Origin of the sequence: Microbacterium luticellae (assembly GCF_050408645.1) — a bacterium.
Lineage (GTDB): Bacteria > Actinomycetota > Actinomycetes > Actinomycetales > Microbacteriaceae > Microbacterium.
The window spans coordinates 18,054-43,265 of sequence record NZ_JBNTKE010000008.1 but is presented as its reverse complement, the minus strand read 5'-3'; the positions used below and the strand labels follow the sequence as shown (position 1 = coordinate 43,265).

General features: G+C 59.9%; 24 protein-coding genes and 1 tRNA gene. 6 read left to right on the top strand and 19 right to left on the bottom strand.

The annotated features are described in order from the left end of the window. Positions 1-58 precede the first annotated feature (58 nt). From drt3b to ACQUSW_RS13630, 6 genes are all read right to left on the bottom strand, one after another. Positions 59-2,113, bottom strand: coding sequence for an antiviral reverse transcriptase Drt3b (gene drt3b, locus ACQUSW_RS13655; protein WP_428932862.1), 2,055 nt, complete (start codon positions 2,111-2,113; stop codon positions 59-61). Then, on the bottom strand, positions 2,110-3,498 hold the full coding sequence (gene drt3a, locus ACQUSW_RS13650; RefSeq protein WP_428932861.1) for an antiviral reverse transcriptase Drt3a: 1,389 nt from the start codon (positions 3,496-3,498) through the stop codon (positions 2,110-2,112). The genes drt3b and drt3a overlap by 4 nt, the downstream gene beginning before the upstream one ends. Positions 3,499-3,639: 141 nt before the next feature. Further along, complete coding sequence (locus ACQUSW_RS13645; protein WP_428932860.1) at positions 3,640-4,560, bottom strand: nucleotidyl transferase AbiEii/AbiGii toxin family protein; 921 nt, start codon at positions 4,558-4,560, stop codon at positions 3,640-3,642. After that, positions 4,557-5,135 carry a type IV toxin-antitoxin system AbiEi family antitoxin domain-containing protein gene (locus ACQUSW_RS13640; RefSeq protein ID WP_428932859.1) on the bottom strand — a complete coding sequence of 193 codons (579 nt, stop codon included), beginning with the start codon at positions 5,133-5,135 and terminating at the stop codon, positions 4,557-4,559. The genes ACQUSW_RS13645 and ACQUSW_RS13640 overlap by 4 nt, the downstream gene beginning before the upstream one ends. A gap of 213 nt (positions 5,136-5,348) precedes the next feature. Then, the gene (locus tag ACQUSW_RS13635) at positions 5,349-6,158 is read right to left on the bottom strand and encodes a tyrosine-type recombinase/integrase (protein ID WP_428932858.1); all 810 of its coding nucleotides are present in this window, start codon (positions 6,156-6,158) and stop codon (positions 5,349-5,351) included. Between the two features lie 7 nt (positions 6,159-6,165). After that, on the bottom strand, positions 6,166-6,438 hold the full coding sequence (locus ACQUSW_RS13630; RefSeq protein ID WP_428932857.1) for a hypothetical protein: 273 nt from the start codon (positions 6,436-6,438) through the stop codon (positions 6,166-6,168). On the opposite strand from ACQUSW_RS13630, the gene ACQUSW_RS13625 reads away from it, so the two are divergent. Beyond that, positions 6,431-6,898: a hypothetical protein gene (locus ACQUSW_RS13625; protein WP_428932856.1), complete on the top strand. Its 468-nt coding sequence runs from the start codon at positions 6,431-6,433 to the stop codon at positions 6,896-6,898. The genes ACQUSW_RS13630 and ACQUSW_RS13625 overlap by 8 nt on opposite strands. A 163-nt stretch (positions 6,899-7,061) precedes the next feature. Continuing rightward, positions 7,062-7,655: a tyrosine-type recombinase/integrase gene (locus ACQUSW_RS13620; RefSeq protein ID WP_428932855.1), complete on the top strand. Its 594-nt coding sequence runs from the start codon at positions 7,062-7,064 to the stop codon at positions 7,653-7,655. A 180-nt stretch (positions 7,656-7,835) separates the two neighbouring features. Here the strand turns inward: ACQUSW_RS13620 and ACQUSW_RS13615 are convergent. Continuing rightward, positions 7,836-7,909: transfer RNA gene (locus tag ACQUSW_RS13615), tRNA-Pro, on the bottom strand. Positions 7,910-7,944: 35 nt separating this feature from the next. Next, positions 7,945-8,088: a hypothetical protein gene (locus ACQUSW_RS13610; protein WP_428932854.1), complete on the bottom strand. Its 144-nt coding sequence runs from the start codon at positions 8,086-8,088 to the stop codon at positions 7,945-7,947. Here ACQUSW_RS13610 and ACQUSW_RS13605 point away from each other — a divergent pair. Beyond that, complete coding sequence (locus ACQUSW_RS13605; RefSeq protein WP_428932853.1) at positions 8,087-8,494, top strand: RNA-binding S4 domain-containing protein; 408 nt, start codon at positions 8,087-8,089, stop codon at positions 8,492-8,494. The two genes, ACQUSW_RS13610 and ACQUSW_RS13605, sit on opposite strands and share 2 nt — an antisense overlap. Positions 8,495-8,534: 40 nt before the next feature. On the opposite strand, the gene ACQUSW_RS13600 is transcribed toward ACQUSW_RS13605, so the two are convergent. From ACQUSW_RS13600 to ACQUSW_RS13575, 6 genes are all read right to left on the bottom strand, one after another. After that, positions 8,535-9,593 carry a Gfo/Idh/MocA family protein gene (locus tag ACQUSW_RS13600; RefSeq protein WP_428932852.1) on the bottom strand — a complete coding sequence of 353 codons (1,059 nt, stop codon included), beginning with the start codon at positions 9,591-9,593 and terminating at the stop codon, positions 8,535-8,537. A gap of 36 nt (positions 9,594-9,629) precedes the next feature. After that, positions 9,630-11,078, bottom strand: coding sequence for an FGGY family carbohydrate kinase (locus ACQUSW_RS13595; protein ID WP_428932851.1), 1,449 nt, complete (start codon positions 11,076-11,078; stop codon positions 9,630-9,632). Beyond that, positions 11,078-11,980 carry a sugar phosphate isomerase/epimerase family protein gene (locus tag ACQUSW_RS13590; RefSeq protein WP_428932850.1) on the bottom strand — a complete coding sequence of 301 codons (903 nt, stop codon included), beginning with the start codon at positions 11,978-11,980 and terminating at the stop codon, positions 11,078-11,080. Before ACQUSW_RS13590 ends, ACQUSW_RS13595 begins: the two co-directional genes overlap by 1 nt. A gap of 8 nt (positions 11,981-11,988) precedes the next feature. Next, a complete protein-coding gene (locus ACQUSW_RS13585) occupies positions 11,989-12,717 on the bottom strand; it encodes an ATP-binding cassette domain-containing protein (protein WP_428932849.1) in 729 nt (242 codons plus the stop codon). A 50-nt stretch (positions 12,718-12,767) separates the two neighbouring features. After that, a complete protein-coding gene (locus ACQUSW_RS13580; protein WP_428932848.1) occupies positions 12,768-13,742 on the bottom strand; it encodes an ABC transporter permease in 975 nt (324 codons plus the stop codon). A gap of 74 nt (positions 13,743-13,816) precedes the next feature. Beyond that, positions 13,817-14,866: a substrate-binding domain-containing protein gene (locus tag ACQUSW_RS13575; RefSeq protein WP_428932847.1), complete on the bottom strand. Its 1,050-nt coding sequence runs from the start codon at positions 14,864-14,866 to the stop codon at positions 13,817-13,819. Positions 14,867-15,041: 175 nt separating this feature from the next. On the opposite strand from ACQUSW_RS13575, the gene ACQUSW_RS13570 reads away from it, so the two are divergent. The 3 genes from ACQUSW_RS13570 (at position 15,042) to tkt (ending at position 19,526) form a co-directional block, all read left to right on the top strand. Next, positions 15,042-16,217 carry an ROK family transcriptional regulator gene (locus tag ACQUSW_RS13570; RefSeq protein WP_428932846.1) on the top strand — a complete coding sequence of 392 codons (1,176 nt, stop codon included), beginning with the start codon at positions 15,042-15,044 and terminating at the stop codon, positions 16,215-16,217. Positions 16,218-16,257: 40 nt separating this feature from the next. Then, on the top strand, positions 16,258-17,409 hold the full coding sequence (locus ACQUSW_RS13565; protein WP_428932845.1) for an ROK family transcriptional regulator: 1,152 nt from the start codon (positions 16,258-16,260) through the stop codon (positions 17,407-17,409). 65 nt (positions 17,410-17,474) lie between these two features. Further along, positions 17,475-19,526 carry a transketolase gene (tkt, locus tag ACQUSW_RS13560; RefSeq protein WP_428932844.1) on the top strand — a complete coding sequence of 684 codons (2,052 nt, stop codon included), beginning with the start codon at positions 17,475-17,477 and terminating at the stop codon, positions 19,524-19,526. A 68-nt stretch (positions 19,527-19,594) separates the two neighbouring features. Here tkt and ACQUSW_RS13555 read toward each other — a convergent pair whose 3' ends face one another. The 5 genes from ACQUSW_RS13555 to ACQUSW_RS13535 all read right to left on the bottom strand — a co-directional run bounded on the left by ACQUSW_RS13555 (position 19,595) and on the right by ACQUSW_RS13535 (position 25,206). Next, positions 19,595-20,506, bottom strand: coding sequence for an NUDIX domain-containing protein (locus tag ACQUSW_RS13555; RefSeq protein WP_428932843.1), 912 nt, complete (start codon positions 20,504-20,506; stop codon positions 19,595-19,597). Between the two features lie 73 nt (positions 20,507-20,579). After that, positions 20,580-21,638 (bottom strand): Glu/Leu/Phe/Val dehydrogenase family protein, encoded by a 1,059-nt coding sequence (locus ACQUSW_RS13550; RefSeq protein ID WP_428932842.1) that lies wholly within the window; start codon positions 21,636-21,638, stop codon positions 20,580-20,582. Positions 21,639-21,734: 96 nt separating this feature from the next. Then, complete coding sequence (der, locus tag ACQUSW_RS13545; protein WP_428932870.1) at positions 21,735-23,264, bottom strand: ribosome biogenesis GTPase Der; 1,530 nt, start codon at positions 23,262-23,264, stop codon at positions 21,735-21,737. Between the two features lie 4 nt (positions 23,265-23,268). Beyond that, positions 23,269-23,946, bottom strand: coding sequence for a (d)CMP kinase (cmk, locus tag ACQUSW_RS13540; protein ID WP_428932869.1), 678 nt, complete (start codon positions 23,944-23,946; stop codon positions 23,269-23,271). Between the two features lie 72 nt (positions 23,947-24,018). Further along, entirely contained in the window at positions 24,019-25,206 is a 1,188-nt protein-coding gene (locus ACQUSW_RS13535) for a prephenate dehydrogenase (RefSeq protein WP_428932841.1), read from the bottom strand. Positions 25,207-25,212 lie beyond the last annotated feature (6 nt).

The window sequence follows — 25,212 nt, the reverse complement described above, 5'->3', positions numbered from 1 at the left end:
CTCCCAAGCGCCCGTGTGTAGGAGTCTGAGACTCCGTGAGTGCGTCATGGCTGCGCCTCTAGTATACGAACTGGGTTGACTTCAGCAGTAGTCGTTCGTAGTAGTTCTCGCTAGCGTCCCACGAGAACATCGAAGGACCACGCCGGACTTCCTGCAGGTGTTTGACCTTCCTCTCAGAGATTCCGTTGCCCATCGCCTTCGATATCTCTTTCGCTGAGGCTCCGGGGAATGTAGGAAGACTGAGCCGGAGAATCGCGCGGGCAGCTTCATACTCGCGGTGCTCCGCTCCGTTTTCGATCAGGATCCTGGCCCGGTCAAGCAACTCCTGCTTAAGTGCGCTTTGAGACGTCGGATCCTGAAACCTTCGCAGCAGGGTTAGGACCCCGAATGCATCTAGATCTTTGACTGCTTTCTTCCTACGAGCAAGGCAGGACCTCAGGGTCTCTTCTGGGACGTTTGGAGCGACGAATATAAGGCAGTCAAGGAGGAGCAAGGTATGCGCACCAAACGATGCTTCGTCTTTTACTGCGTTGAGTTGTGCAATGATTTCGCGGGCAACTTTGTCAGAAAATTGGTAGATCTCAAGGCTTCCAAACTCATTTACTTTGAGCTCTCCCATTGAAGCGGCAACCATTCGTGTCAACTTTACACTGTGGGATACCGAAGGAGCACCTGAGTAGATAAATACGGCAACATCGAGAACCGCTACAAGGTATTTGATCAAAAGTAGTCGTGCCGCGTTGATCGCCTTGGAGTCGCCAGCCTCGACGACCCTACTCAGATATTTCCGAAACTTTCGCACCGTCTTGTCGCGACGCCGACCGAGCTCGTATAGGTATGAGTTAGCAAGTTCGCCGTGCTCGAGACTTGTATCTATAAGGAGCGCCTTGTAATCAAGGATCGCCTTGCCGGATGAGAAATATAGCGTTGCCTTCGCCGGTTCCTCATCGGGATCGCACTCGTACTGCGTCCGTTCCCTGAGGTCCTCTCGAATCCTGACCTTCGCTACCGACATGTGCGACTGTAACGGTGTCTCAAAGTGTCGTTGCTTCTGTTCGTTTAGGTGCAGTTTGAATGCTGCCAGCTGTGAGGCGAGGATCTCCTCGACCTGAGGCGCTTTATGCGGGTCGGCCAGGAACACGAAGTAATCATCGACGTACCGCATGATCTCGTAGTGCGTGCCACGAAGAAGCTCGGCATTGACCAGCTCTCGCTCGATCCTTACGTCCACTTCCTGCAGAATTATCTCCGCAAATACTCTTGAGAGTTCCGGGCCGATAATGATCCCGCTGGTCTCGGCGTAGTTGAGATACTGCATCAAGTGATCAAATCTGCCGCCGAAGGTCTCCTTCGTCTCGTTCATCTTGCTCTTGCTCGCCCGAACGCCATTGGTCACCCATGACACGGTGTGCGTGTAGACGCTATCGAAGCACTTGGATACGTCCGCCCGCATCAAGTGGGGATACTTGCGCTCGCAGGCTTGAAACTCTGGGGATGAGTAGAAGCGATTGATGTTGTTGTATCTGCGGTAGCTGAAGTATGAGGAGACGTGTGCATACTCAAGGTCCGATTGCTCGACTCCATACGACTCACGGTCGACGACCCCCTCGAAGATAGAACCCATCTTGGCTTGGAGCCGTGCGACCTTGTGGGGATGTCTGATCGAGAAGCTGCTGCGGTTCGTGTAATAAAGGATCGAGTCTCGGTTCTCGTGAATAAAGGATGCCATCTGCATCATCGAGTGAGGGTGTGGAACTGACAGCTCCCGCGACTTTCCGTTGTTGCGTCTTGATCGAAACTTATAGGGATGTCGAAGGTCAGGGTTCTTGCCCCGGTTACGTCCAGCGAGATCGAACTCAACCGTCTTCTTATCATCGAGAAGTTGTCCTGAGCCCAGGCTAATCGGGTCGAAAATGATCTCTAGCCAAGACTTTTCCGCTTCGCCGAGCCTCGCCTTCAGAACTGTGAATTTGTGGTCTCCGGTCCAGTTGAATTTGAGCCATCGAAGGAACTCGTAAAGTCGGGTGATATCGAATGGAATGGGGACTTCGTATGGCATAATTTCGGATGTTAAGGCGCGCAGACGATCACGCTTCACGGCACGGTACTTCATCGCACTTGCCCCTTCCAGACGTTCATGATCTGTTCGATCCGTTTCTGGCGAAACCTGAGAAATGTTTGGCTCGCAAACATTTCCACGAACGAGACCTGGGCCATTCTTTCGCTCATCTTGTCGGGCATCTTTGATGCGTGGTTCTCGAGGAAGGCTTGCAAAATACCATCCAATTCGGCAAGTTCTGCAGCATCCGGAGTAAGCGCACTATTAGAGAAATAGAGGCCAATGGCGACGTTGCTCTTCGAATTGAGCAGCTTTGTGTTACCTGCGAGATACCGCACCCGGTCGACAAGCAGTCCGTTGTGTCCGTCATTCGGGTCGACCGCACTGGGGGACGTGGACAGCCAGGCGTTTAGCGCTTGCTCTAGCCTTACGGAGCGTCGTGCCTTGCGTTTAACTGTCAGCCCGGTCGTGAGGCGTCCGTCGGCACGAAAGAATCGGTATCCGAGGTACTCAATCTCCTTGTCAGGCGGATAGTCTCCAGCATCGTCGGTGATGAGCTCGAAGGTTTTGTCGCGGTTGAGTGTGAGATGAAGCGAACCCAGCTCAGATGCAACCAGGTCTTTGACCTCTGCGAGGTGAGTGCCGCTTTCGAGAACCATGACGATGTCGTCTACGTAACGTGCATAGAACAGCACCCCGGGGTGCGTCTTGAGCTTGGAATCGAACTCGCTGAGATACAACTCCGCGAGGTGTGAGCTCAGGCCGACGCCTCTGGGGATCCCAGTGTCGGTGCCTTTGATTGATTCGTACTCGTGGAGCAAGCGCCGGATGAGCTGACTCGTGACGCTGTCCAGTTCGGGGTAGGCAGCGAGGCGTTGCAGGAGAGTGCGGTGCGGCACGGACTCGAAGAACTCCCGGACATCGACCTTGTAGATGGCGTGCAGGTATTTCTTGTCGAGGGTCTCCTGGAGTGCCCTGATGATGCTGTTGCGGCTGGAAGAATCGATACGTGCCGCACGTTTCACAGCGTCTGCTGCTTGCTTCGCGGGGTACGCGATGTCGAGCGATGCGTCGGTTCGGTAAGTGGGGGTCGCCTTAGGCCCCACCTTTGGACCTTCCCTCAGCCCGAAGGTGAACTTGTCGTTGGACAGCTGTTCTTCGAACCTAGAGAGAGCATCGTGCATAGCCGCTTCGACTGCTTGATCGCGCTCACGACGCAGTTCAAGCCGGTCCTCACGATATGCCGTTCGGACCTCATCACGCGCGGGATCGTCCCTCTCAAGTCGTTTGATCTCTGCGAGAAACCGTTCGCGTCGTTCGCGGAGGGTTCGAGTCGCGCGCCTCACATCTGGATCAAGACGGCTAATGTCCTTGCCTCGACGGTTCTCATTCTCAGCCAGCTCGATGAAGCTCCGGAGTGTGTATGGGATCGCTTTCATGATGCTAAGCCAATCTGACGTATGCAATCTTTGGCGGCGACCTTAGCGCCTGCTGCGAGCGGCTCTCGCGATTGAAGGAGGTGACACCGGCGGGCGCGTAGCTTCTCGTCGTCTTTCGTGGCAGGTGCGATCATCAGTGATTCAGCCTTTGACGCCATCCGAGCTCTTCTCCCAAGTCTGGGAACCTGGAGACCATTGCATTCGACTCACGTTTCTTGCGAGGACCGGCTCCGCGAAGTCCAGGCACGTTCCGAGCAGGTCAGCGAAGCTCACCGGGGTTGACTGCTCGAGTCGTTGTTTCTTTCGCCAGACTTCCCACTTGCGTTGTGCGAGTGCTGGCATTTGCGTCAGCAGAGGGCCGAGAGGCTCGAGTTCCACACCTCGGTAACTGGCGACAACGCTGATCGCTTCTTGAAGGTCTGCCCCTTCGACGGTTCTGGAGCATGCGATGGCCGCGATGTCGGTGAAGTCACGCCACCGAGTGTTTTGCTCTCCTCTTTCAAGCGCGGTGACAATCTTTTCCGCGAGCACCATGTGATCTGGATACCCCAGGAGTCGCAGTGTGCCACCTAGCAGGAGTGGCAGGACGGCCTCTGTTGGTGCGGGCCAGATGGGGTCCCCGAAGTTCACGTCGATGTGCAGCGCGACCTGTGCGCTCGCCAGCCTTGCGGTCACCTTGACCCGCACACCATTGTAGTCAGCTTCGTCTCGGATCTGTTCACCACTGACAGAATCCAGGTCAAACTCGAGTCCGTCGTCGCGCCGCACCGCGATGATGTCGCGGACGCGCTGTTCAACCTCGAAGATATCGTTCGCGAATCCTCGAGCGGCGAAGTCGATGTCCCTGGTCGGTCGCCGCTCGGCGAAGGCGGCCATCAGAACGCCGCCTTTGAGAACGAAATCTGCTGCGGACTCGGATGCTGCGAGCCGGGCTAAGAAACCCTCTAGTGCGTACAAGGTGATGTACTCGGCAGGGTTCCGGGCTTGTCGACGTGCGAGATTACGCAGATCGTTGTAGGCACGTCCCGCTGGGGTCTCTCTGGGTGGTGCTGGCGGGGTCACAGCAGCACTTCCAACGCTTGACGGATGCCAGGGAGGGCCTTCGGGAACGCGCCCGCAACCTTCAGCAGACCTGCTGGTGTGGTCCCTCGTCTTCGAAGCCAACGTCGGAGTGCCTCATACGCAACGTCACTCCCTTCCTGGTGCATCAGACGGAAGCTGTCGACGATGCTCCGTTCTGCCGAGTAGATCGCAACCTTTGCGCCTCCCCCCGCGTCGGTGTACTCCCGCCCGATTGAAAAGGTTGTGGGGTCGAAGCTGTGCCAACTCACGTCTGAGAGACCGACCGGCCGGTGCGTCCCGCGCGGCAGCGCGATATCTGAGGCGAACGGGATCGCGTCACTCAGGTCGTGATGCACCAGAGCACTCGTCAGACAGAGCGTCGCTTCTTCGCGAAGCGCCGTCGCCGCCGCAAGCGCGGTGAACGCAGGCTGGAGCACTTCGGGGCGCACATAAACACCCCGACCCACGCGCTCGATCTCGTCCCGCTCAAGCAAGGAGTAGACCTGATCCTTAGTAAATCCCACAGCGCGGGCATCCTCGAGCGTAAAAGCAGGCGCAAGCTCGCGTATCGACACCTTGTCCTCCTAACTCTTGACACATCAAGAGTACCTGTGAAGAGTTAGGCGGGCAAGCGGTGCGGGTTTCGGTGTGTAGGTCGGACCGCCTTACAGAGTAATGGGCTGAGGTCAGTGACCGCGACTCAGGCAACCTGGGCTCGTGAAGGCCCCCATCAGCTTGCCCTCCCGAACGCCTGCTCGAGGAACTTGGCGGTGACCGGGTTCACGTTTTCATTGCGGCGGATATAGTGCTCCCGCGTGATCGAGGGGTCGTTGTGCCCGACGAGTTCGGAGGCGAGCTACAGTCCCCCCGATCTCGTTAATCGCGGTTGCTGCGGTTCGACGAAACCGGTGCGGAGTGACGTCAGGTACTCCGGCCCGCTCCATCACCTCGCGAAGCTGTCTGCGGATGTTGTTCGTCGTGTGCGGTATTCCGACGCAAGTGGAGAACAGCAGCGTATCCGGGTGGGTGAATCGGATCTTCTCGATCTGCGCGCGAATGGCACGGAGCGCAAATCCAGGAAGCGCGACCCGGCGAACGGAGCGGGCAGTCTTGGGGTGATCTTGGCGGTGGGTAGGTTCACCCCTCCGGCTCACGATCGTTCCAGAGATTCGCACCGACGGTATCGGTGCGTCCAGGTCGAGGTCGCTGAGGCGGATTGCGAGGACTTCGCCGATGCGTGCTGAGGTGCCGAGCATGACCCCCACCACCTGCCCGAGCTGTCCGTCCGGTCTCGGTCCCGCCTTGATTGGTCGATGCTCCCACGTGTTGATACCTGCACGGATGGCTTTGAGCTCGTCCCAGGAGAAGGTGTCGGGGGTGCGGACTGGACGGCGGAGCCTTGAGACATGGTCTATCGGGTTGCGCGGAAGGATCTCGTGGCGCACTGCGAGCGCGAGGGCGAGGCGGAGGACGACGCGTGCTTGGCGTGCCCGGTTGTAGCTCTGTTTCGCGAGTTGTTTGAGGAAGTAGTCGCAGCGAGCGACGCCGATCTCGCGGAGGGTGACGTCTTTGAAGAACGGCAGCACGAGGGTGCGCATGTTGCGTTCATAGAGCAGCCTCGTCGTCCTGGAGAGTCGGTCTTCGAGGATCCATGTCTTCGAGCCAGTACGACACGAGAGCCGGGAAGGAGCTGTCGGCGGTCATCCCAGTGAATCCGGGCTGGAATAGGTCGTGTTCGGCGAGCTTTTTCTTCAGCAGACCCCTGTCCAGGTGGCGGGCCGAGAAGAAGTGGCCCCGTTCATCCGGATCGGTGGGGTGACGAGGTACCGCATCGAACAGGTCGAACAGTGGCTCACGTCCCTCGAGAACGATGAACACGTCTGCCCCCAACGCGCCACTCCCGGTGCCACCGATCGGGGTGAAAGTCACCACCGATCTTGAACACCGCGCATCCGGGATACGTGCTCGTGCCCGCTGGATCGACCCACACACCCGCAAACGCGTCACCCGCGCACTCGTCGTCCCCAACGAGGAAGCAGCGGACGAGTTCTTCCAGTACATGCAAGCCTCCGCCGAGCTCGGGATCGACAAACGCATCCTGCTCTCCGACTACGTCGAAATGATCGGAGACCGGTGGCAGCGGGGCCTCGACCCCACCTCCATCGTCGAAAGCTACAAGCTCGGTCTCCGCCTCCGTCTACTCCCCTCGCTGGGGCATTTGCCGTTGTCGCAGATCACGGCCAGGATGATCGACCGCACCATCGATAAATGGGAGACCCAGCACTCCGTGTCAACGATCAAAAAACACGATCGCGCCCCTCGTCCGCGCTCTCGATGAAGCGATCCGCGATGACCTCCTGCGCAGCAACCCCGCCCGCAACCGATCCCGCCGCTCTCTCGGCAAATCAGCTCTCAACCTCAAAGAGAACGACCTCTCGCCACGCGTGCACGCGCTCAAAGACCTCGCGACCCTCACGACTCTGGCGAACCGGTGCAGGGAGGTGCATCAGAACTATTCCGACTTCGTCATGCTCGGCGCTCTCATCGCCGCGCGAGGCTCCGAAATCTCAGGCCTCCAAGTCGGCGACATCGACTGGGACCAACGCATCGTCACGATACGCCGCCAAACCTACCCCGGCGCAGGCGGCCTCGTCACCAAACAAACCAAAGGCCGAGACATCCGCCACGTCCCCATCCTGCAAGCCCTCATCCCCGTCCTGGAACGACTCACCCACGACCGTGAGTCCGACGAGCGGCTCCTGACTGGTCCTCGCGGTGGGGTGCTCACCACAGCGTCCGTGCGCGATGCGACGAAGTGGGATCAGCTTGTCACCGAGCTCGAGCTACCCAGCCTCACACGGCACGGGCTCCGTCACACCGGAGCGACCTGGCACGCCGACGCAGGCATCCCACTCCACGTCCTCCAAGGCATCCTCGGCCACAAATCCATCGAGACCACCCGCGGGTACCTCCATCCCGACACCAGGCACCTCACCGACGCCGCCGCACGAGCCAACGCGTTCCTCGACGGGCACGAGAACCCCGAGCGTGAGAGCCCCGCTAGGGCCAGTCGGGCGACGGCACCTCGGCGATGAAAAGGCTGCCGATCGCGGCCCAAAACCGGCTCCAGGTCCCGGCTCGTCGCAACTGCCGCAATCGACGCGTCCCGGAAGGCATCAGCATCCGCGGTCGGATGCTTCCATAAACCCCTCCGAGAAGGACAACAGAAACGACGAAGCCCAGGTGAGAAACCTGCTCTCACCTGGGCTTTTCTGTCGGGATGACAGGATTTGAACCTGCGACCCCTTGACCCCCAGTCAAGTGCGCTACCAAGCTGCGCCACATCCCGTTATCCGCACACTTGGCGCGGGCAACTCCATTAGCTTAGCCGATCAACAACCACTCGCGCGAACCGACAGCACACCCGGGCGTTGCCACAAACGCCACGCCCCGCAACCACCGTGAAACAATAAGAACAACCGCAGCAAACAGAAGGCAATAGTCGCGCAAAATCGGTGCAGCAACCATGACCACTCCCCCACAACTCCCCGAACGACTCCTCGGCAAAACATCCGTGCGAGTCGACGCCTGGCTGTGGGCCGTCCGCGTCTTCAAAACCCGCTCGGCCGCAACCGCCGCCTGCCGAGCCGGACACATCCGCGTCAACGGAGAACGCGTCAAAGCTGCCCACCACATCCGCACCGGCGACCAATTGCGCGTACGCATCTCCGGCTTCGACCGCCACCTCACCGTATACCAACCCATCGCCACCCGCATCGGCGCACCCCTCGTACCCGCTGCCATGAACGACACCACACCACCCCGCGAACCCATTGCACTCGTCGCCGTTCGCGACCGCGGCGCCGGCCGCCCCACCAAACGCGAACGCCGCGAAATCGACCGCCTCCGCGGCCGCACACCCGACCGCAAATAACTGCGACTATCACCACAAAAGTCGTCGCCGCACTATCACCTCACACCAGCACAACCCAGCGGCCCTCGGATGCCGAAACACGAGCCGCATCAATCACCTGAGCCGTGCAAACCGCATCCCCTGGATCAACAGGAACCACAGCCTGCCCACGTACAGCGGCAGCAAACTGCGGATAAAGCCGCGTCCATTCCCCTGCCCGCAGCGCATGCGGCTGGAGGCCATCACCACGGTCATACATAACAACGCGCTCTGCGGGCTCCCTCCCCCAGTCTCCCCCGAGCAGCAACGGGGTGCGCCCCGCAAGAAGATCGACCTCCTGCACGTCGAAACCCTCCACAAAAACTCCGCCACGAGAACCGTTCACCTGCATGCGTGGCCCCTGCGTTGCAGCCGCGACCGATGCCTCGATAACACTCTGCGCCCCAGAATCATGCCGAATGATCATCAACACATCGTCTTCTCCCCCAGTTCCCCCGCCAACCCGACGCAACTCAGCAAATACTGACTGCGCAGGGCCAAGCAGCACGAGAGCTTGATCAACGAGGTGTGGCACCAAATCGAGCAGTGTTCCTCCGCCATCCTCCGGCATCCGCCCCACATTCCATGCTGGTAAGTCCGGATGAAAGCGCTGAATACGATTATAGAAGCGGTGGATGTCTCCCAAGCTTCCATCCTCGACGAATGAGCGAACGGTGAGAAAGTCTCCATCCCAGCGACGATTCTGAAAAGCAGACAATAAAACACCACGCCGATCTGCATGGTCAATTAAACCCTGAGCCCCCGTGGCAGTGAGCGCGAACGGCTTATCCACGACCACATGCAGTCCGAGTTCGATCGCCTCATGAGCAAGCTCTTCGTGAGTACCGGCCGGGGTAGTAATCGTCACCGCCTGGGCACCCGCTGACCTCGCCGCCGCGAGGTCGGGCACCACCTCGACCGCGCCAAAATCGCGATGCAAACCGTCTCGGTCCCGTCCAACGGCAATAGCAAGGTCGATTCCATCAGCCGCCCTCAGCAGAGGCGCGTGAAAGTGACGCCCGCCAGTGCCCAGTCCGACAACGGCCCAAACGAGTGGCGATAACTGCACACCAGAACGCATATCGGGCTCCCTCTCAAAAACAAGCGATTTCTCTTGCTACCCCTCGGCCACTGGACCTTCTGCACACGAACGAAACTCCGACTGCCTGCGTAAGAGCAACGAGCTGACGGGCCGTGGCATATACATCGCGTGAACCGCACCAGCCACAAGCGAGCTTGCAGGTAACTGCTCGACTCGAGGCTGTAGTGCAGCACCCCGTGCTGTGACATTCGTCACATTTGCTGCGCGCAGGGGGCGCTGAATGATGTCCGCAATAAGTTGCAAGAAACCCGAGTGTGCTGCACCACCCCCGACGACAGAGACTTCTGAGCTCTCAGAATGCGGTAGTGTCTCCAGTCCCAGCGCGATCAGGAAGGCAACCCCTTCCAACGCTGAGTAGAGCAGATCAGCACGTTCCGTGGACAGCTCTAGTCCTGACCAGCGCGCGTGTCCTCCTCGCCCACCATCCACAAAGCGCTCTGTGACGAAAAAGGGAGAGAAAATCGGTGTGCATTCTGTTGGCGTATGTGTTGCCGCATCATAAAGCTCTGCCCAGTCTGCACCCAACAGAGATATGACGCGGGTCAACGCCAGCCCACCATTCGTCAGAGCATACATAGCGTATGTCGATGCATCCCACGAGCGGAAGGTGTGGAAACGTGGTTGAGACTCCGCTTGAGGCCTGATGTCGGACACGATGATTTGCGCGCCCGTGCCAAGGATAAGCACTGCCTCTCCTGCTATGGCTCCAAGACCGAGCAACGTCGAAGCAACGTCTCCGCTACCCACAGTCACGGGAACACCCTGAGGCAGGTTCCACTCTGCCGCAATCGACGGAGAAAGCACCCCGGCAATCGCAGTGGACGACACAACTCTCGGCAGCACGCGCTCGGGAATACCCGCATGAGCGAGCACCTCGCTACTCCACGTATCTCGCTCAACGTCCCAGAGCAACGTTGCCGAGGCATCAGAGGGGTCGGTGACCAAGCTGCCGGGAATCAGTTGGTTACGCAACCAGTCCTTCGCGAAAAGTACCGCAGTCGCCCTGTCTATAAGGTCGGGTCGATGCTGTGTTATCCATCCCAGGATTGGCCCCGCCATACCCGCGGCCATCGGGTTGGCCAGCCGCGCACGCACAGCAGCCGGTAGATGCTCGGCCCAGCTTGCGACCACAGTCTCTGCCCGACCATCGGGCCACAATATTGCGGGATGTAGAGCCACCCCGTGCTCGTCGACCAACACAATGCCGTGCATCTGCCCGTCAAGCCCCACGCCAGTAATACGAACGGACGGGTTCGCAGCGACAACCTCATGCACGGCCGACTTCGCAGCGTCCTTCCACACCGTCGGATCAGTCTCCGCCCAGCCTTGCTGAGGGGTCGTCACTTCGTATGACCGAGACGCTACCGTAATCATCTGGCCATCCTCACCGACGAGTGCGACCTTGACACCACTCGTACCAAGATCGATCCCGAGCGTGGCAGTCCCACCCGGCACCATCGACATCACCGCAGCGCTGCAGTCGCCGCGGCGACTAAACCGTTATCAATAAAGTAGCGGGCGAGAGTAGCAAGTTGAACATTATCGTCCCAAAGGTTGCGCCAGATCGCCAGATCGTTCGACAGACTCTTGGAAACGATCGCAGAAGAAAAACTCTCGAACGTAATAGGCCCCTCATAACCGATCTGCTGCAACGCCCAAAAGTGCGTGGCAAAGTCGATAATACCGGAACCAAGAAAGCCTCTATTGTTCTCGCCGATGTGAATATAACCAAGGCGATCACCAGCTTCGAGGATCGGGCGAACCTGGTTCGGCTCCTCAATATTCATATGATAACTATCGAGATGAATCATGATGTTGTCTGCATCGATATCATCAGCGAGTGCAATCGCTTGGCGTGCTGTGTTGAGCACATTCGTCTCATAGCGATTGCAAACTTCGAGTCCCAGTGTGACCCCAAAGCCGACGGCATGCTCGGCCACCGTGCGCAGTGCGCTAACGATATTCTCACGCCCTTTGGCTGAAAGCGGCTGGGCAGCTTTACCAAAAGCGCTGTACAACGCCCCGGTCAGTATTGTGCCCCCCATAGCCGCCGTCGCCTCGATGGATTCAACCAGCAACCCGACCCCACGGTCCACGATCGCAGGATCCTCGCTCGATACGTCAGCATCGTGAGCGAGACCACGCGAACAGGCAATCTCAACACCGGCTTCTGCGAAGGCAGCCCTGCTGGCGGCAAAATCCATCTCCTCGATGTCGTGCAGTGAGAGTTCGAGCAGGTCATAGCCCGCAGCCTTACTCTGTCGCGCGGCGGCTCCCAGTGAATCGGCATCGACCTGCCCTGTCCAAACCAACGCATGTACTCCGATGGTGTTCGGATATTTGTTCACAGTCATTCCTGCTTTCATGATGTTCGTTATTCGCTGATCGCGCCGGTAATTAAGCCGACTATCTCCTGGGCATCCGTGTCACTGGAGCGACGACCGGCTACGCACTGCCCGGCACGCATCACCCAGACCTGATCAGACAGACGCATAACCTGATCGAAGTTATGGCTGATGAGGAGCACTGCGTGACCCTCGTCCTTCAGACGTCGGATAAGTTCTTCAACCTTCTGCGTCTCCTGAACACCGAGCGCAGCAGTCGGTTCGTCCATGATGACGAGTTTCGAGCTGAACCCGGCCGCACGACAGATAGCAATGGCTTGACGTTGACCGCCGGAGAGGCGACGCACGGTGGAACTCACGTGTGGCACATTCACTGCGAGAGTAGAGACCATCTCCTGCGCCTGGGCACGCATCTTACGTTTATCGAGAAACCTGATCCACCCGATGCCGCGAGTGAGCTCCCGATTGAGAAAGAGGTTCTGCCACACCTGGAGGTCTTCGACAAGAGCAAGATTCTGGTGCACCGTCTCGATACCAGCGCGCCGAGCATGGTCCGGGCCACTGAAATTGACGGCGTTGCCATCGAAGAGAATCTCACCCGAGTCAGGGGTATGTACACCTGCAATGCAACGTACCAGGGTCGATTTGCCAGCGCCGTTGTCACCCACGATGGCGGTGATCTCGCCGGCACGCAGACTCAGGGATACACTGCGCAGCGCGCGTACAGATCCGAACGAAAGAGTGACGCCCCGCGCCACCAGTAGATCCTGTTCAGCATGATCAGCGGTGACGGTCGACGATGTCTGAGTCATTTTTGGAACCTCGTGAGATAGGCAGCGCCGATCACAACGAGACCGACGGCAAGCGGCTGATAAAACTGTGAGACTCCGAGCATTGTGAGTCCATTAGTAAGAACGGTCAGCAGCAGTGCACCACACAGTGGACCAATAATGTTGCCCTTGCCCCCAAAAAGGCTCACCCCTCCAAGAACAACAGCCGCGACTGAGTTCAGGAGGAACGTCGTATTGGCTGCCGGCTCGGCAGCACCAACGCGCCCAACGAGCAGAATCGCGGCAATGCCAGCTAGCACTCCGGCAATGATGTAGACCGCCAGTTTGATGCGGTCGGTGCGAATACCGGTCGCTTTGGCTGCGTCGACAGAACCACCCGTTGCGAGGACATGAGTTCCAAAACGTGTGCGGAAAAGCACGATGTGAGCGACCACCGCGATCGCCAAGGCGATCATGAACGTGAAAGGGATTAAACCCCAGCCTCGTGTTGCCAATCGCAGAAGTAAGGGCTCGATAACTGTGGTGGGTTTGCCATCGGAAGTAACCAGGGCCACACCCGAGGCTGCCGAGAGCATTCCGAGTGTGACAATGAAGTCTGTGATGCGCGCCTTGGCGATGAAAATACCATTGGCGAGCCCCGCGAGGAATCCAGCGCCAACCGCAATAAGGCTAGATACTGCGAACGGCACGCCAGCCGCCATCGCCAGCCCAAAGGCAATGGCTGCAAGTGTCATGACCGAAGCAATGGACAGGTCGATTCCGGCCGTCAAGATCACGAAAGTTTGTCCTACAACGAGGATTACAAGGATCGATGACGCCTGCAGCATGCTCCGGACGTTGCCACTGCTGAGGAAGGTGGGCTCCAGTATCGTGAACACAAGAGTGAGCACGATGAGGCCGACGACAGCGGCCCACTCCGCCCAGAACGAGACGCTTCGAAACTGTCTAACAAATCGCAGTGGAGCACTGCTTGCGTGAGCTACTGTGGTCACGAAAATGCCTTTCCAATCTTCGGTCTACACCGATGGGGTAGCAGTCACCGATCACCGCCGCCCCATGGGATCTACTACTTCTTAAGCAGCTCGAGGAACGGGTTGTCGTATGAAGTGGGAGGCTCCGGGAATGCATCCTGCGCCTGCTGTGCGTTGTCAGACGTAATCAGAGCAATAGGAGTCTCGACTGCACTCGGTAGCTCATGGCCAGCCGCTGCAGCAGCACAGGCGTCAAGGCCCATCTTGCCTACGACGTACGGGTACTGCGCAACAGCGAGATCGATATCTCCAGAGGCAACGCCATCAATGCCGTCGACACTAACGACCTTGACAGTCTCACGGAGGCCAGCGTCCTGCACAGCACGAGATACGCCCATGGCCATGTCGTCATTAGCGACAAAAAATGCGACGAGGTCGGAGTTTGCCTGCAGGATTGCTGCTGCCTGAGTCAGCGCCTCCTGCCGGTCCCAGTTAGCAGAAACAGTCTGAACAAGTTCAAATCCACCGGCAGCGAGACCGTTCTCGAAGCCCTCAATGCGCTGGCCACTGGTCACATCACCGGCGATGCCGCCGACGGCCGCGACTTTTCCGCCGTCCGGAAGGAGACCGGCGAGCTCTTGAGCGACTAACTCACCAGCAGCGACGTTATCCGTGCCGATATATGTTGCGAGTTCAGCGCCGGCAGCCTCTGCAGCCTCTGCTTCTACCGGGTTGTCAATATTGACGATTGGCACGCCACTAGCCGCAATCTGAGCGATACCCTGCACAAGGTTATTTCCCGAGATGGGGTTCACGACAAAGCATGCATAATCTTGGTTCGCAAGCGCAGAGAGACGGTCTGCCTGCCCTGTGGTGTCCGTGATGTCCTGCGCTGCCTGGATCTCAACGTCGACGCCGAGCGCTTCTGCGCTATCGATGATCCCCGACTCCATGTGCTGGAAAAACGGGTTGTCCAGTCCTTTGATCACCGCAGCAATCTTTCCGATGGACGCTACCTCACCTTCGCCAGAATCAGTCGACTTGGCCGATCCCGCCGAATTTGAACATCCGGTGAGCACAAGCGCAAGGGCACTGGCGGCGACTACGAACGTCGGCATGCGCCGACGGAACTGATTGACCTTCATTGTCAACCTTTCGTCTTTTATTATCAGAACTTTAGGACTAGCATGGTGAAACTATGAGAAGTTTCTTCATGTTCTGAGAAAACTACAACAGTGCTGAGTGATAAGCAAGCATTAAATCGCGCCAGAGCCCACCCACGGCCTAGCCTCGGAGATGACCAGCATGAAGGAACCGCGAATGACCGCCCAAGAAATCGGCTGCAGCCAGATCGTCGATCTATTACGCCTGCACGGCGAACAGACCCGTAATGAACTCGCAACGCGCTGTGGACTGTCACGCAGTGCGGTGAACGGACGACTAGATACCCTGATCAAGACAGGCCTGATCACCGAGTCCACAGGGAGCGCGCAGACGAAAGGACGGCCGGCCGACCACTTTCGATTCAACCCAGACCGTGGTCGCGTGCTTTGCGCGGATGTCGGCGTAACCCAGGCAAGCGTCGGTATCTGCGATCTAGGCAGCACGATCATCAGTCGCACCGTGCTGGATATCGACACAACACGCGACCCGCACATCATCATGGAAGAACTCGCCGACAAGTTCGACGAGCTCTTGGCCGCCGAAGGAATGACCGCGGATGAGATTAGCGGCATTGGCATCGGCATCCCCGCCCCTGTCAAAGCCGGTGCTGGATTCTCTGTAAAGCCACCAATCATGCCCGCATGGAACGGATTCGACGTACCTGCCTGGCTATCTTCCCGATACTCAGCGCCAGTCGTATTGGAGAAGGATGCCAACGTCATGGCCTATGGCGAAACAAGGGTGAACTTCCCAGAAGCCTCCCACCTCATGCTCGTAAAAATCGGCACCGGCATAGGTAGCGGATCGGTCATTGGCGGCCGATTATTCCGAGGCACTGACGGAGCAGCAGGCGATCTTGGCCACATCCACCTGGACACACTCACAACCGAGGAGTCCGGCCCACTCTGTAAATGTGGAAATCGCGGCTGCCTGGAAGCCTACGCCGGAGGTTGGGCATTACTACGAGACCTTCAAAACAGTGGGATCGATGTCACCTCCCACGATGACCTCATCCAACTCATCAATACCGGAAACCCCCACGCTCTCGAGGCGATTCGACGTGCCGGACGCTTGATCGGTGGGGCCATTGCCACGGCAATTAATCTCATGAACCCCGAGATCGTTGTTATCGGTGGACGATTAGTGAACGCCGGAGGCGACTTGCTCTTCGCAGGAATTCGAGAGATGGTGTACCGCCGCTCCCTGCCTCTCGCAACATCGAGCCTTAGAATCGAGCAGAGCACCCTGTACCCCACGGGTGGCATGGTCGGACTCTCTGCGCTCGTCGTAGACGCGATCACTAGTCCAACGCACATCGGACAATTACTGTGAGATCAATCCGCCCGAGAGGACCGGAAAACAAAGGAATGCTGTGGACGATACGACCGGTCAACTCCTGGAGCTGATCCGCTCGGGACAAGCAGTCAGCCGCGCGCAGCTTACTCTCCAGACTGGCCTAGCGCGCGCGACCGTCGCCTCGCGGCTACAACTACTCCTCGACTCCGGGCTCGTGATCCGCGACAATCTTGTCCGCGATACTGGCGGGCGCCCAGCCGAGAGACTGGTGATCAATCCTGCCCGCGGCTACCTACTCGGCGCTGACATTGGTGGCAGCCACACACGAATTGCACTTCTTGATCTGCGCGGAGAGGTACTCGCCACATCCGACACTGTGCGAGACATCAACGACGGCCCAGAGATCGTTTTGACAGAGGTATGCGGCGGACTAGAAGACCTTGCTACGAATGCTCACGTTCCCATGACTTCGGTGTTCGGGGCGGCGTTCGGCTTGCCTGGACCAGTTGAACAGATACACGGCAGAATCAGCGGCGCACCAACCATGCATGGCTGGGATGGCTTCCCCGTCATCGACTTCGTCCAGGATCGACTCGGCACACCGGTGGCTATTGACAAAGACTCCAACATCATGGCGCTCGGTGAGTACCACGCACTGGAGTCACCAGACCGCGACCTGATTGTCCTCAAGGTCGGTATGGGCGTCGGTGCAGGAATCATCACCGACGGGAGAATCTTCCGCGGCAGTCATGGCGCCGCCGGCGACCTCGGCCATCTACCGCGGCGCGGCGGAGCTCCGTGCCGGTGCGGTCAAGAAGGGTGTGCCGAAGCAACCGCCGGCGGCTGGTCGATCGCACGCAGGCTTCGCGAGATGGGGCTCAGTGATGTGACGACGAGCCAAGATATCGTGCGACTAGCCAACGCACGCGATCCCGCGACATCCGGCCTCCTGAGGCAAGCCGGAAACCGGCTAGGCGAGGTCTTGTGCGACGCTATCGGCATTCTGAACCCCAGCATGGTGATCGTCGGCGGCAACCTCGCAGTCTCTGACGTACTACTCGCCGGCATTCGGGAGCGGGTCTATGAAGACGCTCACCCATTGGCAACGATGGCGCTGCGCATCGAGCGCGGCCGATTAGGCGATGCGGCCGGCCTTAACGGCGCCGGCCAGCTCGCAGCGGGTGTCGCATTTACGGGCCCGAGGGTGCAACAACTACTCTCAACCTAGTTATGTTCACTATTAGACATATATCCGTTTACTTGTTATCGTAACGGATCAACGGATGGAGTCTTATGAACACTGGCTGGTTAACTACAGAAGACGCTGATGTCGTTCGCTACGCGCGGGTACTGCCTTTGGACATAGTGCAGGCAAAAGGCGCTGGCCATGCTGGCACAGCTGTCAGCCTCACCCCTGCTATGTATGTGCTGTTTCAGGAGTTCTTACGCCACGACCCACAGGCACCAGACTGGCAAGGTCGCGATCGTTTTATCTTGTCGTGTGGGCATGCGAGCCTCGCACTGTACCTGCAGCTCTTCCTCTCCGGCTATGGTCTGAAAATGCACGACCTGAAGACCGCGCGAACACTCGACTCACGCACTCCCGGGCACCCCGAGTACGGCCACACACCTGGGGTCGAGACGACCACGGGCCCGCTTGGACAAGGTATTGGCAATGCTGTCGGTGTCGCGATGGAGTCAGTGCGTCTGCAGCGTTTGTTGGGAACCTCTCTCTTCTCTCCACGCGTATGGTGTTTCGCCTCCGATGGCGATCTCGAAGAGGGCATCAGCCACGAAGCTTCCTCCCTCGCTGGCACTCTGCAGCTAGATAACTTGATTCTGGTTTGGGACGACAACCGCATCTCCATCGAAGGTGACACCGCTGTCGCCTTCACCGAAGATGTCGCTGCGCGATACCGTGCCTACGGCTGGCATGTATTAGAGATCAATGATGCAGAGAACCCCGCCGAAATTCGCGACCGCTTCACGGAGGCGACGCAACTCACTGGCAAGCCGGTATTCATCTGCCTACGGACACGTATTGGCAACCCGATGCCCGCGCTGGCCGGCACAGCCGCTGCACACTCCGGCGCCCCTGGCATCGATGAAGTCCGTGCCACCAAGCTCGCGCTAGGTCTCGACGACGAAGCAGAGTTCTGCTTTCCCGACGAGCTGCTGACACATGCACGCAGGGTCGGCGACCGCGGAAAAGAGCAGCGGCTCGCTTGGGAATCAGCAGTCGCCGAATGGCGGGCAGCACAGCCCGCACAGGCATCGCTGTTTGATCGCATGGCATCGCGCGACACCTCTACTGCGGTGGCAGCGCTCGATGCGCTACGCGCTGCACCGCGTGCGGTTGCAACTCGAGTCGCGTCCAACGCAATACTCAACGCCGTTGTGCCACTACTGCCCGAGCTTTGGGGTGGATCAGCCGACCTTGCCGAGAGCAACGGGACCAAGATCGACGGAGCCGAGAGCTACCTGCCTCCCGGTGCCGCCACCGTCGGCGAATGGGACGGCGCCCCTGGCGGCCAAATCGTGCACTTCGGCATCCGCGAACATGCGATGGGTGCAATCCTCAATGGCATGGCGCTCTCGGGCCTCACTCGGCCGTTCGGTGCAACATTCTTCGTGTTCTCCGACTACATGCGCCCTTCGGTACGTCTTGCTGCCCTGATGAATCTGCCCGTCACGTACGTATGGAGCCACGATTCTGTTGCCGTTGGTGAAGACGGCCCCACCCACCAGCCGCTCGAGCATCTCTGGAGCTACCGAGCCGTCCTCGGTTTGGCAGTCGTACGACCCGCCGACTGGGTGGAGACCGTCGACGTCTGGCGTCGTATCCTTACACACACCGATGGCCCACACGCCGTCGTGCTCAGTCGTCAAGGTGTGCCTGTGATGCCCTGTGCAACGACCTTCGACTCTGGGGCAGCGCGCGGCGCATACATCGCCTCCGACTCCGAAGGCTCACCAGAGGTGGTTCTCATAGCAACCGGATCAGAGGTAGGGCTCGCCCTGGACGCTGCTGCGAAACTTCGTGCCGAAGGACTAGCAGTTCGTGTCGTCTCGGCTCCGTGCCTGGAGTGGTTCGAGCAAGAGGACTCCTCTTATCGTGACCACGTTCTTCCTCCCGCAGTACAAGCACGCGTCAGCGTAGAAGCCGGTAGCGATATCGGATGGTACCGATGGGTCGGCTCCCACGGTCGCACCGTCTCAATATCGGAGTATGGCCAAAGCGGAGCGGGAGACATTCTGCTCGAACGTCTCGGAGTATCCGTCGACGCGATCGTTGCGGCCGCGCACGACTCGATCCGTAGTCAGAGCACACAGATACCGGCGTAAATACTGCCATCACGGTGGCAGTCACCGTGCGATCTATGGAGTCTCACTGCTCGTAACTCCCCTCGTTGCTAGGTGGTTGCGGCATCCCCCAGTTGGCGCCGCAACCACCCGGCCGACACCACCGCAGCACCAACCTCTGCGGCACGCGCAGCCAAACCACGATCACTCGTCACAACAACAGCATCCGAGCCCGCCGCAACAACCCGCCGCGCCTGCTCCACCACCTCGTCGTCACCCGAACCGTTAGCGGCCACAACCTCCACATCCGCACCACCGATCACGCTACGCGCCTGGCCTTCTACGACCAGGCACACGTGCGGAAACCATGCCGTGGCAAGAGCCCATGGTTCACCCGTGGCATCCGAAACGCGCAAACCCACCAGTTCGTCACGCAAACGCTGCGCAGCACCAGCGCGGTCTTTCCACCAGCCATCCGGCACCGAACCCACAACGTTCGCGGCATCAACCACCAGCACCGGCCGCACCTGCGCAACAGCCCGCAGCCTCGGCCAGGCAGCAGCAAACCCCGGATGCAGGTCGCGGCCATCCACCTCGGGCACAGCCACCCACTCCAACGCCAGACTCTCGGCATCACCCATCACGGGCTCAAAAGGTGCCACAACATCGGCGACAACGGTCGTGTACTGCCAATACCCCAGATCGAGCACATGCGTGAACCTCGGCCGCACCGCGGCATCCGGAACCCCAGCTTCTTCCTGCGCCTCACGAATAGCACCGGCCACGGCCGCTTCTCCCTCGTGCAGGGCTCCGCCCGGCAAACCCCATGTGCCGCCATAGTGGCTCCAACCCACACGGTGCTGCAACAGCACACCACGCTGCGGATCAATAGCTAACAGCCCCGCCGCACCAAACCGGCCCCAATACTTTGAGCCGTCGGGCGCGATCACCCAGGCATCGCCAGGGTCTTTCGGGCCGTCGGGGCGACGAGGCTCACCGGGTGCAGGAGGAACAATGCTCACCCCTCCAGGTTTTCACACAACCCGGCAATGCGGGCACTCCACACGCAAACAGACGCTACCGCGCGGCAACGAGCTACTGCGCGGCGGCCTGCAACCGTGCTGCCGCCAGCTCTTCTGCCGCGGCCAGGGGCGATATCTGGCGTTGCGCGGCATCATCGAGCACCCGCCGCACCGTGTCACCAATGCCTGCCACGCGCTGCATGATTTCTTCGCGCGTGCCATGGTGCTTCGATTCAAGATCGAGGTAAATCACGCCACCGGCGTTCACCACAAAATCGGGCGCATACACAATGCCGCGCTGCTGCAAGCGGTCGGCACCCGAACGCTCGGCGAGAGGGTTATTGGCCGGTCCACACACGGCCTTCACGTCGAGCGCGTCAATAACCTCATCGGTAAGAACACCACCAATACCCGCCGGCACAAAAATATCGCCCGGCACGGTGTGTTCTGTTCCCGGCTCCACCCAGGTGGCACCCAGTTCTTGCGCGAACTGCTGCTTGGCCGGGTTCACATCGGTCACTGTCAACACGGCGCCCTCGTCGGCGAGCAGGCGCGCCAACCGGCTTCCTACCTGCCCCAGGCCCGAAATCGTAATGCGGCGATCGGCGGCGCTAGCGCTTCCGGTCACGTGCTCGAGCACAGCACCCACCGAGGCATAAACGCCGCGGCTCGTGGGCCCTGCGGGCTCTCCCGCACCACCGGCTGTATCCGGCAGCCCCACCACATGCTGGGTGCGTTCGGCGATCACGAGCATGTCTTCGGCGGTCGACCCCACGTCTTCTGCCGTGCGATATTTGCCGCCCATCAGCTCAACAGCATCACCCAGGTCAAGAAACGCGGCCCGGCGACGATCAGCATCCAGCGTGGTGCCCTCCGGCAAACCAATCACCGATTTACCGCCACCCGAATCGAGCCCCGCCGCAGCATTTTTCAGCGTCATCGCGGCCGACAACCGCAGCGCATCGGCAAGGGCATCATTCCAGGTTGGGTACGTCCACAACCGTGCACCACCCAGCGCCGATCCCAGCGCCGACGAATGCAGCGCAACAGCAATAAATAGTCCACTGCGTGAGCCTGTCACCAACTCGACACGCTCATGGGTGAATTCCGGTAAAGGCAGGGTGTGCGTCATTGCTTCCTCGTTTCTCCAGCCTTGTGGGCTGATGATTGCCGGATGCCACCGATCAGCGGCATCCGCCTTTATTGCACCATCGTCGCGGGTGCGAATTCAAGAGTTCCGTGATCGGCGTTCACGAACCCGCATATTGATCACGATCGGTGTGCCCTCAAAGTCATACAGTTCGCGCAGGCGTCGCTGAATAAAACGGCGATACCCCGGGTCGAGGAACCCGGTGGTGAACAGCACAAATGTGGGCGGGCGGCTGGCGGCTTGCGTACCGAACAGGATGCGTGGCTGTTTGCCTCCGCGCAGCGGGTGTGGGTGCGCGGCGATAAGTTCGGTAAGAAACGCGTTGAACTTGCCGGTGGGAATACGGCGATCCCAGCTGTCGAGAGCGGTCTCGAGTGCGGGTACGAGACGGTCGAGGTGCCGCCCGGTTTTGGCCGAGATGTTCACACGAGGAGCCCACGACACATGCGCCAGCTCGGTTTCAATCTCGCGTTCCAGGTAGCGGCGGCGGTCGGCGTCTACATATTTCGGGTCGTGCAGCATGTCCCACTTGTTATACGCAATAACGAGTGCCCGGCCCGATTCGAGCACGAGGTCAATAATGCGCACGTCTTGTTCGCTGATCGGCTGGGTGACATCGAGTACCACAACAGCGACTTCGGCTTTTTCTAGCGCCGCCGAGGTGCGCAGCGAAGCATAAAAGTCTGCACCCTGCTGCAGGTGCACGCGGCGGCGAATACCGGCGGTGTCAACGAAGCGCCATACTTTGCCGCCCAGTTCAACAATTTCATCCACCGGGTCGCGGGTGGTGCCCGCCAGGTCGTTCACGACCACGCGTTCTTCGCCCGCAGCCTTGTTCAGCAGCGACGACTTGCCCACATTGGGTCGTCCCAGAATCGCGACGCGGCGCGGCCCGCCCACCTCGTGTTTGGCGACGGCCGAAACCTCGGGCAGTTTCTCCATGACCGCGTCAAGCAGGTCGGCAACACCGCGGCCATGAATAGCAGAGACCGGATGCGGCTCGCCCAGCCCCAGGTTCCACAGCGGTGAGGCTTCGGGCTCAAGCCGCGCATCGTCGATCTTGTTGGCCACCAAGAACACGGGCTTGTTGGTGGTGCGCAGCAGGCGCACCACGTGCTCATCGGTCGATGTTGCGCCCACAATGGCATCGACCACAAACAGCACCACATCGGCCAGGTCGATAGCGATCTCGGCCTGCAGGGCCACAGAACGGTCGATACCCTTGGCATCCGGTTCCCAGCCGCCCGTGTCGACGAGTGAGAACCGACGGTTCATCCATTCAGCCTTGTAGGTCACGCGGTCGCGCGTCACACCGGGGGTGTCTTCGACCACGGCCTCACGCCGCCCCAGAATACGGTTGACAAGCGCTGATTTCCCCACGTTGGGGCGGCCAACGATGGCCACCACCGGCAGTGCCGGCAGGTATTCGATACCGTCGCCGACGGCGCCGATTCCCTCAAGAATCTCGGTGTCGTCGTCATCGAGCTCATAGGCGGCAAGGCCTGCACGCATCGCCTGCGTGCGCTGTTCAATCAGCTCGTCATCGAGCGCATCAATACGCTCTTCTAGTTTTTCGGCCGACGCATCACCGTAGTGATCGTCGCTCATATGGTCATCCATGCTCATTTTCCGCTCCTCGGCGGTCGATCACCGCGCGCACGGCGGCAATGGTCTGTTCAAAATCAAGTTCGGTCGAATCAACAACGTCAACGCCCGGCGCTGCCGTCAAAAAATCAACCACGGTACTGTCGGCGGCATCACGCCGGTGGAGTGCTTCGGCCACGGCCGCAGCGTCTTCGCCATGAAGCTCGCGGGCACGGCGCGCAGCACGCACTTCGGGTGCTGCCGTCAACAAAACACGCACGGGGGCATCGGGCGCAACAACCGTGGTTATATCGCGCCCCTCAACAACAACGGCGCGCAAACCGGATGCCGCGACAAGCTGCCGAAACATCGTATTCATGCGTTCGCGTACCTCGGCCACGCGGGCAACGCCGCTGACAGCTGCCGATACCCGCGGCTGCCGAATCTGCTCGGTTACGTCGGTGTCGCCGACCGTGACGGTCTGGTTATCGGGATCAAGCCCCAGACGCAGCACAAAACTGTCAAGGGCCTGCAGCACGACGGCGGCGTCGTCGGTGCTTGCAGCCTGGTCGAGCACATGCCATGCCAGAGCCCGATATGCGGCACCGGTGTCGAGGTAGCCATAGCCTGCCTGGCGCGCCACCGCTTTCGACACGCTCGACTTGCCGCTGCCGGCGGGGCCGTCGATGGCAATAATGTCGGTCATGCTCATGCTTTCTGTTCGCGTTCTATTTAAATGAGTGGCAGCGGTCTGTGGCGACGGCCAATCGGCCGAAGACTAATCATTCGTGCTGCTGGCGATCCGCCAACCACGCCCTTCGAGGCCGTCGATGGCTCCGCGCAGTGCGGCCGGGGCCACGCTGATCTCAGCCAGGCCCAGCGGTGCCCCTGGTGAGTGTTCCAGGCGCAGATCCTCGACGTTGATGTTCAGTTCACCCAGGTCACTAAAGAGTTGGCCCAGCTGGCCTGCTGTGTCGTCGACCATCACCACCAGTTGTTCAAAGCGGCGGTTCATGCCGTGTTTGCCGGGTAGCCGTTCGACGCCCTCGTTGCCGAGGCGAATCGCTTCGGCAACCGTGCGGCGTGCCCCTGCGGCATCCGGGGCTCGCAGCGCCTGGGCGACCTCGTGCAGGTCGGTGGCAAGCTGGTCGAGCACGTCGACAACCGGCTGTGCGTTGGCACCCAAAATTTGCACCCACAGTTCTGGTGCCGAGGCAGCAATACGCGTGGTGTCGCGCACACCCTGCCCGGCCAGGCGCAGCAGGCCTTCCTGCGCGTGGGCAAAGCGGGCCGCCAAGAGGCTCGCGACCACCTGCGGTACGTGCGAAGTGAGAGCGACGGCCCGGTCATGTTCTTCGGGGCTCATTTCAATCGGCATCGCGCCCACATCAAGCGCTAAGTCTTCAACAACCGCCAGATCTTCGGGCCGGGTCTCTTCGTCACGGCACACCACCCACGGTCGGCCCAAGAAGATATCGGCACGGGCCGAAATCGCCCCGCCGCGTTCTCTCCCTGCCAGCGGATGCGAGCCAATGTAGCGCGTAATATCAACGCCGCGTGCCTGTAGGGTGCGCAGCGGCTCGAGTTTGACGCTGGCAACATCGGTGACCACAGCGTGCGGGTAGCGCTGCAGTTCTGCCTCAATAACATCAGCGGTCACATCGGGCGGCACAGCCACCACCACGAGCCGCGGGTTATCGCTACCGGATGCCGCACGCCCCGCACCGTAGTCAATCGCCAAGCGCAACTGTGAGGGCGAAACATCGTCGAGCACAACATCCACGCCGTGAGCAGTGAGCGCATGCCCAATGCTGGCCCCCAAAAGGCCAGCACCAACAATGCGCACGGTGCCCGATAGCCGAGCAGCCACGCCATTACTGGGCGACAGCACGGGCGTAGGTGCCGGTGCAGGCGGTTGCGCAGCATCCGGTGCGGTACTGGTGGGGTGGTGAGAAGAGGTGCTCATCGCTGG